The organism is Arenibacter sp. F26102, assembly GCF_023015865.1.
Classification (GTDB): Bacteria; Bacteroidota; Bacteroidia; order Flavobacteriales; family Flavobacteriaceae; genus Arenibacter.
Map to the genome: position 1 here is coordinate 213,998 of NZ_JALKBC010000005.1, position 16,192 is coordinate 230,189.

The 16,192-nt window shown below is 39.0% G+C and carries 13 protein-coding genes; 8 read left to right on the forward strand and 5 right to left on the reverse strand.

Going from position 1 to position 16,192, the window contains the following annotated elements; translation table 11 throughout:
• Positions 1 to 21 precede the first annotated feature (21 nt).
• Both MWU78_RS08735 and MWU78_RS08740 read left to right on the forward strand, forming a co-directional pair.
• Positions 22 to 960 (forward strand): EamA family transporter, encoded by a 939-nt coding sequence (locus MWU78_RS08735; protein ID WP_246997033.1) that lies wholly within the window; start codon positions 22 to 24, stop codon positions 958 to 960.
• 1,197 nt (positions 961 to 2,157) lie between these two features.
• Positions 2,158 to 2,577 carry an OsmC family protein gene (locus tag MWU78_RS08740; RefSeq protein WP_246997035.1) on the forward strand — a complete coding sequence of 140 codons (420 nt, stop codon included), beginning with the start codon at positions 2,158 to 2,160 and terminating at the stop codon, positions 2,575 to 2,577.
• A gap of 95 nt (positions 2,578 to 2,672) precedes the next feature.
• On the opposite strand, the gene MWU78_RS08745 is transcribed toward MWU78_RS08740, so the two are convergent.
• Positions 2,673 to 5,627, reverse strand: a complete 2,955-nt coding sequence (locus MWU78_RS08745; RefSeq protein ID WP_246997037.1) for a TonB-dependent receptor — start codon at positions 5,625 to 5,627, stop codon at positions 2,673 to 2,675.
• 487 nt (positions 5,628 to 6,114) lie between these two features.
• Between MWU78_RS08745 and MWU78_RS08750 the strand changes: the two genes are divergently transcribed.
• From MWU78_RS08750 to MWU78_RS08760, 3 genes are all read left to right on the forward strand, one after another.
• Complete coding sequence (locus tag MWU78_RS08750; protein ID WP_103441242.1) at positions 6,115 to 6,570, forward strand: cold shock domain-containing protein; 456 nt, start codon at positions 6,115 to 6,117, stop codon at positions 6,568 to 6,570.
• Positions 6,571 to 6,970: 400 nt separating this feature from the next.
• Positions 6,971 to 8,254 carry a serine hydrolase domain-containing protein gene (locus tag MWU78_RS08755; protein ID WP_246997039.1) on the forward strand — a complete coding sequence of 428 codons (1,284 nt, stop codon included), beginning with the start codon at positions 6,971 to 6,973 and terminating at the stop codon, positions 8,252 to 8,254.
• Positions 8,255 to 8,414: 160 nt separating this feature from the next.
• Complete coding sequence (locus MWU78_RS08760; RefSeq protein ID WP_246997041.1) at positions 8,415 to 8,843, forward strand: peptidylprolyl isomerase; 429 nt, start codon at positions 8,415 to 8,417, stop codon at positions 8,841 to 8,843.
• Between the two features lie 159 nt (positions 8,844 to 9,002).
• Here the strand turns inward: MWU78_RS08760 and MWU78_RS08765 are convergent, their stop codons facing one another.
• Positions 9,003 to 11,291: a DNA topoisomerase 3 gene (locus MWU78_RS08765; protein WP_246997043.1), complete on the reverse strand. Its 2,289-nt coding sequence runs from the start codon at positions 11,289 to 11,291 to the stop codon at positions 9,003 to 9,005.
• Positions 11,292 to 11,543: 252 nt separating this feature from the next.
• Between MWU78_RS08765 and MWU78_RS08770 the strand changes: the two genes are divergently transcribed.
• Together MWU78_RS08770 and MWU78_RS08775 are read left to right on the forward strand one after the other, a co-directional pair.
• A complete protein-coding gene (locus tag MWU78_RS08770; RefSeq protein WP_246997045.1) occupies positions 11,544 to 12,239 on the forward strand; it encodes a DUF1080 domain-containing protein in 696 nt (231 codons plus the stop codon).
• Between the two features lie 156 nt (positions 12,240 to 12,395).
• Positions 12,396 to 13,094, forward strand: coding sequence for a protein-L-isoaspartate(D-aspartate) O-methyltransferase (locus MWU78_RS08775; protein ID WP_246997047.1), 699 nt, complete (start codon positions 12,396 to 12,398; stop codon positions 13,092 to 13,094).
• 117 nt (positions 13,095 to 13,211) lie between these two features.
• Here the strand turns inward: MWU78_RS08775 and MWU78_RS08780 are convergent, their stop codons facing one another.
• The 3 genes from MWU78_RS08780 to MWU78_RS08790 form a co-directional block, all read right to left on the reverse strand.
• Positions 13,212 to 13,799, reverse strand: coding sequence for a pseudouridine synthase (locus MWU78_RS08780; RefSeq protein ID WP_246997049.1), 588 nt, complete (start codon positions 13,797 to 13,799; stop codon positions 13,212 to 13,214).
• Between the two features lie 90 nt (positions 13,800 to 13,889).
• Positions 13,890 to 14,093: a DoxX family membrane protein gene (locus MWU78_RS08785; RefSeq protein ID WP_246997051.1), complete on the reverse strand. Its 204-nt coding sequence runs from the start codon at positions 14,091 to 14,093 to the stop codon at positions 13,890 to 13,892.
• Positions 14,094 to 14,158: 65 nt separating this feature from the next.
• The gene (locus tag MWU78_RS08790; protein WP_246997053.1) at positions 14,159 to 15,466 is read right to left on the reverse strand and encodes an alpha/beta fold hydrolase; all 1,308 of its coding nucleotides are present in this window, start codon (positions 15,464 to 15,466) and stop codon (positions 14,159 to 14,161) included.
• Between the two features lie 261 nt (positions 15,467 to 15,727).
• On the opposite strand from MWU78_RS08790, the gene MWU78_RS08795 reads away from it, so the two are divergent.
• Positions 15,728 to 16,141 carry a transcriptional repressor gene (locus MWU78_RS08795; RefSeq protein ID WP_246997055.1) on the forward strand — a complete coding sequence of 138 codons (414 nt, stop codon included), beginning with the start codon at positions 15,728 to 15,730 and terminating at the stop codon, positions 16,139 to 16,141.
• The last annotated feature ends 51 nt before the right edge of the window (positions 16,142 to 16,192 follow it).

Below are 16,192 nucleotides of genomic sequence, written 5' to 3' on the forward strand. Positions count from 1 at the left end.
TTCATTGGAAAAGCTTTTTTTATGTCCAAATCTCGGAATACTTTACTTATAGTACTTTCCTTTTTTGCCATATATGTAATTTGGGGTTCCACCTATCTTCTAAATAAGATCTCGGTGCAAGAATTGCCACCTTTTATGTTGGCTTCCATACGTTTCTCGGTCGCTGGTATTTTAATATTTGTGCTTTGTAAAATAATGGGAATTCCATTGACCATCACGAAAAAGCAATTATTGAATTCCAGTATTGCAGGATTTTTGTTCCTGGCCTTTGGAAATGGTTTTGTGGTATGGGCGTTAAAATACGTGGACAGTGGTTTTGCAGCTTTGGAAATAGCTTCACAACCTCTAGTTATTTTATTGTTAATGCGGATACTTGAGGGGAAAAAGATTCAAACTATGTCTTTTGTAGGGGTTATAATCGGTATATTGGGTATCTATCTATTGGTAAGTCAAAATCAGGTAATAAGTAAGGAGAACTCCGTTTTGGGAATGGTCATGATATTTTTCTGTATGATAAGTTGGGCTTATGCAAGTTTGTTTGTGGCCAAAGCTGATCTTCCAAAGAACTATTTTGTTAATACGGGCTTTCAAATGTTCGCGGCTGGAATTATTTTAATGGTGGGGAGTTTGCTAATTGGGGAAACCTGGACTTTGCCAACCACATGGAGCAGCCCGGTATTATATTCCATGTTATTGTTAATTGTATTTGGAAGCATTGTTGCCTTTACAGCCTTTAATTATTTACTAAAAGTGGTTTCGCCCGAAAAGGTGGCTACATCCACTTATGTAAATCCCATTATAGCCCTTTTATTAGGTTGGTATTTTTTGGGCGAAGAGATAACCACTCAATCCGTTATTGCCGCTGTTGTCCTTCTAACAGGTGTCTATTTTATTAATACCAGAAAGAAATTGGTTTTGTTTTCCAGGTTTTCAAGTCGGTATTCGCCTAAGGAGGATTAAAAACAATTGATTTTTCATTTCTGCACCTGGCAGTAGGGGAGCGTATATATTAACTGTAATGATCGGGTATTAAAAAAGCAGTTGATTTCTAAACCCACTGCTTTTAAAATTTGAAACCTATTCTACTTAATTGGTGTAAAATTAGTTACAATATATTCTGCGCTCCGCCCAACGATTTTTCTTGATATCTCGAAAATTTACCATCAAAATACTTTCTCCTGTCAACTGAAAATTAGTTGATTCTGACTCTGATTTATGAATAAAAGATTTCATTATTTCTGTATTAAAGGTTTTTAACTTATCTGTAACGCCTCTTGGTGTTCCAGATTTTGCTTTTTGAATTTTCTATTGTTTGTTTTACGTAATGATTGTTTACTGTTTCCATGATGTTGTTTTTTTAAATTGATGTTAATGTTGTAGCTATTGATTGAGGTACGTTAATTGTACCGTCTTTTACTGTTCCAAATTCTACTTATGGAAGATTCCAATGTTTGTTTTACAAGGTGTTTGTTAATAGTTTCCATGATTTTATTTTTAAAATGATTTACTACTTATAGACGACGGATAAGTAAAATTGTTACGGTACTATGTATAAAATAGTACCGTTTTAAGCAATATTTAACATTTGATCTAAGGATTATAGGGGTGGTAAGTGATTAAATACCTGATAATCAGTACTTAAAAATTTATTGTAAGTAAGTGTATATTTTGAAAAATGAGTTTAACTAGTCCAGTGAAGCTTTAAAAGGCGTATTAATGCAACCGACTCAACAAAAAATAAAGTAAATTTAATTTGGTTGGAGAAGGTGGGCAGTTCGGTATAAAAATCTAGACAGTACCGCCCTGCTCTTAATTTATTTGGCTATGAATACCAGTGAAGAAATATTGGTTATATGGAAAAGCCAAATGAGAGGCATTTTTAGGAATTATAAGAATTTTATGGGAATATCATTAGCTATTTAATATCTTAGAGGTACCGGGAAAATCAGTTTTTTGGTCCATTTCCTTCTTACTTAAATACAGGTCCAGTCATGGTCTTATAAACACCATAAGGTTGGATTATAAGTATTGATTAAAAGCTTAAGCAGCAAGTTGGATGTAAGGATGGGAGAAATATGACAAGCACTTAATTGACAAGTGGTTATCTCAAATTAAATTGAATTATTAACGGATTATAATAACCATAAATATATAAGTATGAAATTTAGTAGAAATGCAAGTGCAAACTGGAAAGGGAGTGGCAAGGATGGTAAAGGTACCGTAAGTACAGGAAGTACCATCCTCAAGGATACGCAATATTCCTTTACATCGAGATTTGAAGATGGCAAGGGTACCAACCCGGAAGAATTGGTCGGAGCCGCCCACGCTGGTTGCTTTACAATGCAACTAAGTTTTTTATTGGGAGAGGCCGGTTTTACACCTACCAACTTGGATACCATTGCCAAGGTAAACTTTGAGGATGGCAGTATAACACAAATAACCTTAAGTCTTACCGGTCAGGTGCCGGGAATTAAGGAGGAGCAGTTTAAGGAAATTGCCAAAAAAGCCAAGGAAATTTGCCCTATTTCCAAATTATTAAAGACAGACATTGTGTTGGAGGTAAGCTTAAAGGCATAGGAACCAAAGCTGTTTACAATCATATGAGTATCAATAAGAAAAGCCACTTTTAAAGTGGCTTTTCCTTTACATATTAATACTTATTCCAGTAAGGACTATTTGAGTGTAAAATTCACCCTTGCAAAAAGAAACCTACCTCCGATTCCAAATTGTTGGGCCCTACGGGACCAATCGAAACGGCCGTCGCTACGATTTTCAAATTCATCCTTGGCCCTGTCCGGATAAATATCGAACAAATTATTTGCTCCAAGGGTAAAAGTTAGGGCATCCGTTGCTTTATAACCTACCGAAAGATCGGTTACGAGTTTAGTACCAAAAACCTGCTGATTGGCTAAAGTGGTGGTAGCCTCTGTAACCTCTCCAAAATATACATTTCTTAGAAATATGATAAATTTTTCGGAGGTAAGGCTATTGGAAAGGTTGACTTTGGTCCTTGGAACCGCCTCCTCTAAGTATACCCTGCTATCTTCAGGAAAGTAGGTGCCCACCTTACCAGCGTTTCTAAGAACGTCCGAGGCATTTATATCTCCGACCTTTTTTGTTTTGGAGAATGTACCAGCAAGGTCTGACTTGAGTCTCCAATTGGCGCCTAAGTCTGTTTTATGGGTTACCACTATATCCAATCCCTTAGACTCTGTATCTATGGCGTTGGCGAAGAATGAGGCTGCCGTGGCATTGGCTTGGCGTAGTATATTCAGTAGTTCCAACTGTGTCCCGGAATATACCGCCGGTATATCGTCCTCTCCGGTTCCTTCATCTGGGGTAGGGCTAAACTGCCCCGTATAGACAACTCGGTCATTTATTTTAACGAAATAACCATCCACGGTTATAGTTAAATTGGCATCCGGTATTTTAGCGGTAAGCCCCAAACTAACACTCTGGGAAGTTTCCTCCTTCAACTGTGGAATGCCCAATAGGCTGGCCGCCCTACTATTATTGGCAAAAGTCCCCACCTCCTGTGGATTGCCCTGGTTGTCAAATATGGTAGAGGTGGAATTAAAATTAATTTGGTGTAGAGAAGGCGCCCTAAAGCCTGTATTCAAAGCTCCACGAATATTCAGGTTATCCGTAGCCTTGAATCTTCCTGCCAATTTAAAATTGATCGTGCCTCCAAAATCGCTGTAATTTTCATAGCGGGTGGCGAAACTAGCCAAAAACGCTTCTGAGAAATCAGCTTCTACATCAAAATATCCGGCTACACTACTTCTTCCCCTAGAAAGTTCATTACCTGGTGCAAAACCAGGAAACACTTGCGAACCCCCAGGCCTAGCACTTCCAAAAAAATCCCTTGAGGGTGACTGGCTAGCCACCGTAATTAATTGTCCCGCACTGGTATACTGACCATAGGAAGCTTGCTCTCCGGCGACAATATCATAGTTCTCCACTCTATATTCTGCACCAAAGGCAATATTTAAACCTGACATGACATCGTCAAAAAATTGAGTAATGTCCAAATTGGAGGTGTTCTGTAAAAACGAAAATCCACCTGCATCGAAAAAGGTGGGGGAGGCGTTTTGCATGGAGGCATTATGCGTATTTCCAATGGTATATAAAAAAGAGTTCTTTCCATAAGTATTGCTCAGGTCAACACTCCAATCTCCTACCAAACCCTTGATTCCTAGTGAAATTGACTGGTCTTTTATACTGGAGTTGATTTCGGGTAGAAAACCATTAAAATAGGCAGGGGTATAGGTCCGACTTTGGTTTGGTAACCTATAAAACCCCGCGGAATTACCAGTTCTAGAACTGATTCCCGCAAAAGAATACATGGTAGTGCCAATGTCATCCAAGGGTAAGGAGAAATTGGCAAATAATCGGCCCCCACGCAAGGCAGATTGGCCTACCCGCATATTGTAATCACTTCGTTTTTGCCCTCTGGCAGCCAATTCCTCGGTCGTTGTATTATTAGATAATGGGTTGTAAAAAACGACTGTGTCATCACTATAAACCTTAGTTGGACTATGTAATTCCTCAGGCGTAAAACCACTTATCAAATCTTTATCATCCTGCGTTAAAAATGGAAGATTCTGGGCTAAGGAAACCACATCGGAATCCCCGAGATTGGCCAAATCCAGACCTTGGCTCACTGCCAATCTTTCTATAGAATTATAGGCATTAAATATAGAACCTTCCCATTCTTTCATTCGGCTATACTCTTCACGAACGTCAAAATCCCCTGAAAAATTGATAAATCCACCATTGTCACCTAAAGGAATACCATAACTGGCAGAAATATTGGTGGTTTCTCCGTCCACACCACCAGTTTGGTCATTGGCGTTTTTGGTAAAATTAGCACCGGTAGTAACTGTGGCGGTAAGTTCGTTTACACTTTTGTTCAGTATAATATTGATAACCCCTGCTATGGCATCGGAACCATATTGTGCTGCGGCACCATCTCTTAAGACCTCAATACGTTGTATGGCCGCTGCAGGAATGGCGTTTAAATCGGTTCCCACACTTCCTCTACCAAAAGTCCCGTTTACGTTGATCAAAGAAGAGGTATGTCTTCTTTTTCCATTAATTAATACCAATACCTGATCTGGTCCCAAGCCTCTTAAGGAAGCTGGGTCAATATGATCGGTACCGTCGGATATAGTCTGGGTGTTTGACGTAAAGGAAGGCGCCACATAATTTAATATCTGGTTTAAATTTACCTGCGGGGCCACATTGTTAAGTTCCTTCATATCTATTACATCTACAGGAACAGTGCTCTCTGTAGCTGTTCTATTGGGATTCCTCGAACCAACTATAATTACTTCTGACAATGCCACGCCAGAGGTGAGTCGAATGTCCATGTTGGTACTGTTGACCGTTACTTGCAAGGTCTCGAATCCAATATAGGAGACCACTAAAATGTCGCCCATGCTGGCCTCAATGGTGAAATTGCCATCGAAATCTGTGGTGGCTCCTGTAGTGGTTCCTTTAATTACGATTGATGCACCGGGCAACGGAGTGCCCTCTTCATCCAAAACTGATCCCGTTACTTGAGCGTTGGTAAAACCAACCATCCCAAAAATGAAAATCAAAACAATAAAGTAATACTTTTTCATATATGAGTTTTTTGAGTTTATAAGCAATTAAGTTAAGGAATTTTAGTTCGAGTTGTAGGAAAATTTGTTAAAAAGTGAGCTAATTGCTTAATAAATAGAAAATTAGCAATGTGGTAATTGCTTTTTGTAAGTGTTGGATTATAGTCATCCAAGCCATTAACAGCTAGAACAATGGGGACTCGGCAAGCTAATTTTAATTGTTGATATAACATTAGGCAGAATTTCTTGTTCACAATCCCAAAATCCTGAGAATCATGCATATTTTTAAGCGCTTGGGATAAAAAATTGGGGGACTAAATTAAAATAATTAAAATACTAGCCTTATATTTGCTGAAGTTTAAAGAGTTGCGCATTGACCTGTAATTACCATTGCTGCTACTAAATCTTTGGGTAGATAAAAATAGATTCATTTTCTTTTTCAAACACTCGTTTAGTATTTCAACCGCTACTCAAACGAGATTTACAATTTATAACTTTAAAAAAAACAATGGCAAAATCGCAACAAACTTATAGTAAAAGTGAAAAGGAAAAGAAGCGCCTAAAAAAGCGTGAGGAAAAGCAAAAGAAAAAAGAGGCTCGTAAATTGGAGTCCAAGGAGAATGGGCCAGGTATCCAATTCGCCTATGTTGATCATGATGGGAATTTAACGGATACTCCACCAGATCCAACGAAAAAAATAAAAGTTGATGCCTCTACCATAGAAATTGGTGTTCCAAAAAGGGATGATAGCGATGTAGAGGAATTCGACCCTGTTAGAAATGGAAAAGTATCCTTTTTTGATACTTCAAAAGGTTTTGGATTTATCATAGATACCGAAAATCAAGAGAAATATTTTACCCATGTTAGTGGGCTGATTGATGAAATTGCGGAAAATGACAAGGTTTCCTTTGAACTTGAAAAAGGTCAGAAAGGTATGAATGCGGTCCGTGTAAAGAAAATCTAGTTTCTAAGTCAATTCCTATAATAGGAATTGCGCACATATATAATATTTTGGGTAGTGCAGATAAATTCAACTTTGTATGGATTTATGTACTACCCTTATTTTTTGCCCTAATTTGGGTAAATAGGCCCCGTTTATATGTTACCCGAGCCCATACTTCCAATTTTGTACATAATGGTGCTATCGTTGAAAGATATGAATCCCATAAAATTCTATAGTAGTCAAAACAAAAACTCCTTTTTAAAAGTCTAAGTAAGTCCCTGGATATAGGTTGATACTGCATTTAGACCTTATTTTTCCAAATAAAAAATAATCGAAAACCATTTACTGTTTTATATAACCAAAAAAAGCAATAACTTTTCAGATTCGTTAAAAGGGATAACTAATCAAATTTTAAAGTACAATGGTAAAATTATTTAAAGCTAACATTTTTTTAATAGGCTGTCTGTTATGGATGTCCTTTGCACACGCTCAAGACCTATCTACAGCGCTTCCAGAGGAAGTAGGAATGTCCTCTGAACGCTTGGGCAGATTATCAGCTACACTTGAACAGTATGTTAAAGAGGGTAAAATGGCAGGAAATGTGGCGCTAATTGCGAGAAAGGGCAAAGTAATTTATCAGCATGCCTTTGGGGCCAGTGATTTGGAGACCGGAAAAAAGATGGGAAATGATGCCATATTCAGGATTGCTTCACAAACCAAGGCCATCGTTAGTGTTGCTGCCATGATATTACAGGAAGAAGGAAAACTTTTGATAGCAGATCCTATTGGAAAATATTTACCGGAATGGAAAGAAACTACTGTTGCCAAAATACGTGATGACGGGGGATATGATGTGGTTAAAGCAAATCGTTCCATAACCATAAGGGATTTGTTGACCCATACTGCAGGTATTGGATATGGACATGGGCCTGCAAAAAAGGAATGGGAAGAGGCCGGTATACAGAACTGGTATTTTGCAGACCGAAATGAACCGATTGCCGAAACCATTGCGCGTATGGCAAAATTGCCAATGGATGCCCAACCAGGAGAAAAGTTTGTATATGGTTACAATACGGATATCCTGGGGGTAATTGTTGAAAAGGCCTCGGGAAAATCACTGGATGCATTTATAAAGGAAAGAATATTAGATCCAATAGGAATGGTGGATACGCATTTCTATTTGCCTAAAAACAAAACTGAAAGACTAGCTACTTCCTATATGGCCTATGAAGGCAAGCCTTTGGAAAGGTCTCCCGATCCTGGTTTGGGAATTGGTCAAGGTCATTATGTTAAGGGACCCCGTAAGAGCTTTTCCGGTGGCGCCGGTCTACTTTCTACGGCCATGGACTATGCCAAATTCTTACAAATGATGTTGAATGGAGGTGAGTTTAATGGCCAGAGGATAATATCCCCTAAAACCGTTGAATTAATGATTGCAGATCATGTTGATGTTCGGGATATTCCCTATGGTAGCAGAAAGGGTTCAGGTTTTGGACTTGGCTTCTCCATCACCAAAAATGTGGGAGAAAGGGGAGAGCCTGGTTCTGTTGGTACTTTTGAGTGGGGAGGAGCTTATGGGTCCACTTATTGGGCAGACCCTATGGAGGAATTGGTCGTAGTATATTTTAAACAACTAATACCTGCCAACGGAATTGACGATCACGCTAAGTTGAGAAGTTTGGTGTACCAGGCTATTTTGGAGTAAAACACCCACTGTATTTTGTTGAAAACACATGAATTTCCAGAAAAAGTGTTAAGATATTGTAAATTTTGGCGGTTTTAGGACAATCTATTCTTCTAAAAAATCTATATCCCATAGGTTTGCACTTTAATAGTCAGATTAAAAATTAGAGATACTGAATTTTATGAGTAGAGTTAAGGAAAATGACAAGGTAAAAGTACATTACACTGGAAAATTAACAACCGGACAAATTTTCGACAGTTCTTTGGAAAGAGAGCCTATTGAAGTTACTTTGGGACAAGGGCAACTTATTCCAGGTTTTGAAAAGGAATTGGTGAATATGGAGGTCAATGAAAAGAAAACGATTACCGTACCTAAGGAAGAAGCTTACGGAGATATTATGGAGGAATTGTTTCATGAGATTAAGAAGGCAGAGCTTCCTGAAGACATTAAACCTGAAATAGGAATGATGTTGGTTGCCAAGAATCCGGACGGTACAGAAAACCAATTGCGAATTACAGATGTTAAGGAAGAAAGTATTGTTATTGATGCCAATCACGTTTTGGCAGGACAGGACCTTACCTTTGAGCTGGAATTGGTAGCTATTTTATAAAGCTAAAAATAAAACGGCATTTTCACTACTAGTGGATATTGCTTTGGTAGTTAAAAAGGCCGTCCAATTTTGGACGGCCTTTTGCTTTTTGTACACCAATTTTCTCCAAAGGATCTAAAATGCTCTGCCAGCAATATTAAACCCACCTTTAGGGTTATGCTAATGATTTCCGTTTAAAATATTTAAAACTAGGGCTTTGGTCAAGGGTCTACCGGCAGCTTTGGTTTTTACCTCCTCAAAAGTGAACCTGTAATCACAACCTTTACTGTGATTGCTGCAGCCATAGGAGGTTTTTCCTTTTAAAATCATTCCATTTTTACATTTGGGACAACTTGGGCTATCGGTATTCGGCTTTTTCTTAGGTTCCAGAATCGGCCTAAAATTTTCATCAAATCGCAAGAGGCCTTCAACATCCTTAACCCCCTCGTAATCAAACCCCTTTAAATTTACGGTGCAACCTTTTTGAAGTAGCCTCATCAGCTGTTTTTCAGAAATTTTTTTATGGTGAACAACAAATGGCAGTATAAAATCACAGCCATTTTTGTACCCACTGCAGCCATAGGCCGACTTCCCTTTTATAAGATTCCCGTTCTTGCACTTTGGGCAGGTTTCATCCGTAATATCTTTTGAACTTTTTTTTGGTTTTTGGGTTTCTTTCTTCTGGTTGGCAATGACATTGGAGATATTGGCACGCTTTGTTTCACTCCTAACTTCATAAACCAATTCGTCCACCATTTTTTTCATATTATTGATGAACAATGCGGCACTAAAATTACCCTTTTCAATATCTTTCAATTGCTTTTCCCATAAACCTGTTAATTCCGCAGATTTCAGCAATTCGTTTTGAATAGTATTGATCAATTGGATGCCTGTTTGGGTAGCCAGTACTTGTTTTTTATTTCTTTCTATGTACTTACGTCTAAATAAGGTCTCTATAATATTGGCTCGGGTAGACGGTCTTCCAATACCGTTCTCCTTCATAAGTTCGCGCATCTCTTCATCGTCCACCTGTTTGCCCGCCGTTTCCATGGCTCTTAGTAAAGTAGCCTCGGTAAATTGTTTTGGAGGCTTGGTCTGCTTTTCCAAAAATGAAGGCTCATGCGGACCTTTTTCACCTTTCACAAAATTTGGTAATATGCCGGGCAACTTTTTTTCCTTGGAATTGGCCGTCTCAAAAATTACACGCCAGCCTTTCTTAAGTATCTCTTTGCCCGTGGTTTTAAATGGGATATCGGCAGCCTTTCCTGTTACTGTTGTGTTGGAAACTTCACAATCATCATAAAATACGGCGATAAATCTCCTAACAATACTATCGTAAACCTGTTGTTGGGCAACACCTAGTTTTATTTCAACCCCAGTAGGAATAATGGCATGGTGATCCGTTACTTTTTTGTCATTGAAAACCTTTGTTGATTTTCTGATTTTCTTGGCCAATAGGGGTGAGGTGAATGGCTCATAATTACTTAGATTACGAAGTATTCCTGATACCTTGGGATATACGTCATTGGGTAAAAAGGTGGTGTCCACCCTTGGATAGGTAACCACTTTTTGTTCATATAATTTTTGGACGATCTTCAGTGTTTCATCCGCCGTAAACCCAAATTTAGTGTTGCAATATACTTGTAGCCCCGTTAGATCAAATAGTTTGGGAGCATATTCCTTACCTTTCTTTTTGGAAATGGAGACAATTTCAAAATCGTGTTCTTTAACCAGCTTGGCCAGGACTTCACCTTCCTCCATTTTTAAAAATCGGCCTTCCTCATAATTAAAGACAGTATCCCTGTACAGTGTTTGCAATTCCCAATAGGGTTGGGGCTTAAAGTTTTCTATTTCCAAGTACCTGTTTACCACCATGGCCAAGGTGGGTGTCTGTACCCGGCCTATGGACAGCATCTGTTTATAGCCACCGTGCTTTACCGTATAAAGGCGCGTGGCATTCATCCCTAAAAGCCAATCCCCTATGGCACGGGAAAAGCCAGCATAATAGAGATTGTCATAATCTTGTGAGGACTTTAATTTGGTAAACCCCTCTTTTATAGCCTCTGTTGTTAGGGAAGAGATCCATAAACGCTTTACTTCTCCCTTGTAGTTTGCCTGATGCATTACCCAACGTTGAATGAGCTCTCCTTCTTGACCGGCATCCCCGCAGTTTATAACCATTTCCGCCTTATCAAAAAGACCTTTTACAATATTGAACTGTTTTTGGATTCCCGCATTGTCAACCACTTTTGTTTTAAATTTTTCGGGGAGCATGGGTAAATTGTTCAAATCCCAACTTTTCCAATAGGGCTTATAGTCACTGGGCTCAAATAAAGTGCATAGATGCCCAAAGGTGAAAGTCACAGCATATCCATTTCCTTCAAAATACCCATTATGCTTGGTGTTTGCTCCTAAAACTTGTGCAATTTCTCTAGCCACGCTGGGTTTTTCCGCAATACAGACTTTCACTTCAAAAAAGGTTTTATAAGTCTTGCAAATTACTTAATTTAAACTGTCTTATTCCTAGAAAAAAGGATTTAAAATTCCTAGGATGTTTGTAAAGGGGTGCCCAATTTGTTATTGAACTGGACTATGTTATCCATATTAAAAATTCCAATTGATTATTATATTAGCTGGAATATCGTGGTAAAATGATATATTTATAGGGCATAGCAGTGAATTCTACCAATAGTACCTACCTTAAATAATAAAACCATCAGGATGAAAAATACAATCGTTATTATATCCACATTCTTTACTTTAATCTCTTGTACCGCCCCATCTGCCAAAAGTCTTTTTAATGGAAAGGATTTGGAAGGGTGGCATGTAGATGTACCCAAAATGGATAACGATTCCAATGCTATAAATCCCTTTATAGTGAGGGATGGAATGTTGGTGAGTTTGGGAGTACCCCAAGGCCATCTTATTACAGATGCCGTATATCAGGACTTTAGATTGGAAGTGGAGTATCGTTTTGCGGGGAAGCCTGGAAATTGTGGTGTTTTGGTGTTTGCCTCTACGCCTAGATCGTTGTATGAAATGTTTCCCAAATCCATAGAGGTTCAAATGATGCATGAAAATGCAGGTGATTTTTGGTGTATTGTACAGGATATTGAGACGGACAACATGTTGGAAAGGCGGGGCCCTAAGGAAGAATGGGGAATAACCGAAGGTAAATTGCGAAGAATAAAAAATTTGACCGATGGTTCGGAAAAACCTTTGGGTGAATGGAATTCAATGACCATTGAGTGCCTTGATAACTCAATAAAGGTATGGGTAAATGGCGATTTGGTAAACCATGGTTACAATGCCACAGTGAGTAGTGGAAATATTGCCTTACAGGCGGAAGGTGCGGAAGTAGAATTCCGAAAAGTTATGCTCACACCTATTAACAAGCTCAGTGAAACAGCGCCGTGATTAACAATGCCCTGCTTGTCCCACCTTGGGTACTTCTAAATTTGGTGTGGTCGGTGATCTAAAAGGCATATTCTTTTAACATAGGGGCGCAGAATGCTTGGGTTTTATTTCATATCTTATTAATTGTTAATAAGTTATGTTTTAAAAGCAAAAGCAATGAATTATAGATCCTTCTTCATTTATGGGTTTACCCTTTGTTTCTCAAGTGTACTTATTGCCCAAAACCATCAATTCATAAAAAGGGAACAAATGGTAAAAACACAACTGCAGTCTAGGGGTATTAAAGACCCACTAACCCTTTATTCCATGCTGAATGTGCCAAGGCATGAATTCGTACCCAAAAACCTCATTGGCCGTGCTTATGAGGATGGTGCCTTGCCAATAGGCAACGACCAAACCATTTCCCAACCCTACATAGTGGCCTTTATGACTCAAACATTAAAATTAAAATCAACTGATAAAGTTTTGGAAATAGGAACAGGTTCGGGATACCAAGCAGCAGTACTGGGCAAAATAGTGGATTCTGTTTTTACGATTGAAATAATAAAAGATTTGGCCATGTCCGCGAAAAGCAGATTGGAAAATTTAGGTTTTGATAATGTTAAGGTTAAATGGGGCGATGGTTATCACGGTTGGCCAGAAAAGGCCCCTTTTGACGCCATTATGGTCACTGCAGGTGCGGAATCCATACCGAAACCTTTGGCAGATCAGTTAAAGAATGGGGGACATATGGTGATTCCAGTGGGTCCAAACAATGATATTGCCTACTTGGTAAAGGTCACGAAAAGGAATGACAAAATAATTACAAAAAAATTGTTTCCCGTTCGGTTTGTACCCTTTACTAGAAATGAATAGAACAGTTGGGATTGGTATGGACTTTACTAATGATAAAAGGGTTTCAAGTCAAGAAATAAGTGTACTTGCCCTGGGTTGAGTTAATCTCGTTTTGCCTTAAATAGTGATATATGATATCTAAATAGATAGGTGGTGGATTGGGATTACCTCTCCAGGGATTAAATTGGTCAATTCAATGTCCCCTATGCGCATGCGGATCAATCTTAGTGTTGGGAATCCTACGGCTGCAGTCATTTTACGGACCTGACGGAACTTCCCCTCAGTGATCGTGATACTGATCCAGGAAGTGGGCCTATGTCTCCCAATTCTTAATTTTTTATCCGGGTCGGGTAGGACAGGGAGGGTGGACAATCTATGAACAGAGGTGTTTTTTGTGGTATATTTCTTGCCATGGAATCCTATTTCCACTCCATGCTGTAATAATTTGATGGCTTCATTGGTTATTTCTCCATCCAACTGTGCATAATATTCCTTTTCCACGCCCGAACGGTTGATCAGATCGCTCAGTTTCCCATCCGTAGTGAGCAGAAGTAATCCCTCTGATTTTTCGTCCAAACGACCGATGGGCATTATACCTTCAGGAAAATTATGAAGCTCCGTTAAGAAACGTTTATTGCGCGACTCCTTGGCGTCATTGGAATGCAATTGACTGAGCATTTCGAATGGCTTATATATTTTAAAGTGAAGATGTGCAGGTTCCTGCATAGGCCTAAGGTACTTTGTTTTGGATAGGGTTGGAACCCCAAAGTTATGATTTTTTCTTTATGCCACTCTTTTAAAAATCAATCCAAATCCCTACCAAGTAGCGTATTTAGGAAGGAGGAGCAGTACTCCTAGAACAATTTCTACGGCTCCTGACAAATAGATGACCACCATTTTAAAAGGTAAAAAATACGGTACGAAGGAAATATAAAAGGATGGCTTTAGAAAATGTTGCACCCCGGCATATATCATAAAAAGGGCCAATAGTATTTTAAGAATGGTCCAAAATAGCTTCATGGCCGAATTGTTTTGAAAAATGTTCAGTAAATAAAGTGTTAAGGAAGTACCTATATAAGACTCCTTTAAGGAGTAGGTTTTTCATGTAGGAGTTCCATGCCTGTTGACGAACGGGGTTTAAATCCTATCCAGTCCTTTTCATTGGAATTTTCCTGTACCTCCAAGAATTTTGAATAATCCTTTTGTTTTAGGTGAATCCCTAAAAAGGCGGTCAGGAAATGTTGATTTACATTATTAATTTTCCTTTCGTCCCAGCTGGGTTCTGCATATCTATAATATTCATCTATATTGAGCCCAGGTTTTAAGGATTCTATAGGCGGTGGATTAGGGGCTACGTTGTGCCTTGCATTTTTATAGGTAAGTAAATATCGGTCGGCATTAACAGCTCCTGTATATATTGCCTTAATTCCTTTTTCGTAGCCTGAAATGTCATCTTGGTTTCCTGCAACAAAAAATGTAGGAACCTTTAGCCCTTTTAAACCTTCCGCATCCCAAACACCTCTCTCCATTCCCCAGGGCGCAAAGGCCACAACCGCCTTGATTCGTGGGTCTATTTTTGGGAATTTTGGGTTGCTCATGGCCAACTCTGCTATGGCTTTGCTACCACCACTCATTCCGGAAAAGAAACCTACGAGGCCATCGCTATATCCAGCTCCTGCTACATTTAATACACCATAGCCTCCCATGGAATACCCGATAATGCCAATATTTTCAGAATCTACCAATCCCGATAAATAGTTTTTGTCCCTAGCGTGGCCCAGATTGGCAATTTGGTTTAAAACAAAGCTAATGTCCTTTGCACGGTTCACCAAGGTACTTGGAAAGGGCGAGGCATCTTTAAAAGTTGAATCCGTGTGGTCTATGGCCACTACAACATAGCCTTTGGAAGCCAAATTCTCCGTTAGATAGGTCATAAGGTATCTTGAGCCAACATAACCGTGGGCAACAACTAAAAGTGGAAAAGGACCATCTGTGGTCAGTGGTTCGGCATCACGGGATGCCCTACCTTTAAAAGTAATAGGTGTCAAAGGTCGAAGGGAATCATGGGCGGTCCCCATGACTTCGTTATAAGTAACAGACTCTGTAGCTCCATTGGCCAATAGTGCTGGATACCAGACTTCTACCTTTAATGGTCGATCATAAATAGGGTCTATGCCGTTTTTCGAATTTAAAACATCTGCCTGGCCCTTGTTAACAAAATCCAACGTTCGTACTCCAATTTTATAAGTACCACGTGCCGATAGTTCTGGAGCGTCCGGCATAGCATCACCGTAAAGGAAAGATTCGTTTTGGGCGTTTAATACAGAATTGAAAACGAGAAAACAAAGTAAGATTTGCAGATGGGCATAACGGAAAAGAGTTGGTTTAATCATGACTGCTTGGTTTAGCTTAAAAATACAAAATATAACTTCAACTATTCAATCTGAAATCGCTTTTACACAAATGAATTGGACTATTTGTGCCTTATCACTAAGCTCAATTAAGAATAGTTGGCGTAGGGTTTCGATTATAATTATGTAAACTTAAAAGGTTTCAATTTTAAGGATACATGGGAAAATAATACCTTGGTGATTGGGAAACGCCAATTGGCGATGAAAAATTAAAAAGAAAGCAAGCACGATCACAACGAAATTATGGAGGAAACCGAGAAACAACTGAAGAAATTTGGTATTAGGCCAACAGCTATGCGCATTTTGGTGCATCGGTTTATGGCCCTGCAAAAGTCGGCGGTTAGCCTTACCACCGTGGAGGAGAATTTTGAAAAATCGGATAGGACTACACTATATAGGACTTTAAAGACTTTTGAGGAGAAGTGCATTGTCCATCAAATAAACGATGGAACAGGAATTCCTAAATATGCACTCTGCGATCATGATGAAGGCATGGTACGGCACTCGGATCTTCATTTGCATTTTCATTGTACACAGTGTAATAAAACCACTTGCTTAACGGAGCATCGGATACCTCAAATAAATCTTCCGGAAAAATTTATTCCAGAAGATGTAAATATGCTAGTAAAAGGTATTTGCGAGCACTGCAACCAATAAATGCATATACAGTGCAGGGGCATATTGGTTAATTTTGCTTTTAAATAACTT

Coding starts and splice junctions, on each gene's coding strand:
- MWU78_RS08735 (WP_246997033.1), top strand. CDS start 22: ATGTCCAAATCTCGGAATACTTTACTTATAGTACTTTCCTTTTTTGCC.
- MWU78_RS08740 (WP_246997035.1), top strand. CDS start 2,158: ATGAAATTTAGTAGAAATGCAAGTGCAAACTGGAAAGGGAGTGGCAAG.
- MWU78_RS08745 (WP_246997037.1), bottom strand. CDS start 5,627: ATGAAAAAGTATTACTTTATTGTTTTGATTTTCATTTTTGGGATGGTT.
- MWU78_RS08750 (WP_103441242.1), top strand. CDS start 6,115: ATGGCAAAATCGCAACAAACTTATAGTAAAAGTGAAAAGGAAAAGAAG.
- MWU78_RS08755 (WP_246997039.1), top strand. CDS start 6,971: ATGGTAAAATTATTTAAAGCTAACATTTTTTTAATAGGCTGTCTGTTA.
- MWU78_RS08760 (WP_246997041.1), top strand. CDS start 8,415: ATGAGTAGAGTTAAGGAAAATGACAAGGTAAAAGTACATTACACTGGA.
- MWU78_RS08770 (WP_246997045.1), top strand. CDS start 11,544: ATGAAAAATACAATCGTTATTATATCCACATTCTTTACTTTAATCTCT.
- MWU78_RS08775 (WP_246997047.1), top strand. CDS start 12,396: ATGAATTATAGATCCTTCTTCATTTATGGGTTTACCCTTTGTTTCTCA.
- MWU78_RS08780 (WP_246997049.1), bottom strand. CDS start 13,799: ATGCAGGAACCTGCACATCTTCACTTTAAAATATATAAGCCATTCGAA.
- MWU78_RS08785 (WP_246997051.1), bottom strand. CDS start 14,093: ATGAAGCTATTTTGGACCATTCTTAAAATACTATTGGCCCTTTTTATG.
- MWU78_RS08790 (WP_246997053.1), bottom strand. CDS start 15,466: ATGATTAAACCAACTCTTTTCCGTTATGCCCATCTGCAAATCTTACTT.
- MWU78_RS08795 (WP_246997055.1), top strand. CDS start 15,728: ATGGAGGAAACCGAGAAACAACTGAAGAAATTTGGTATTAGGCCAACA.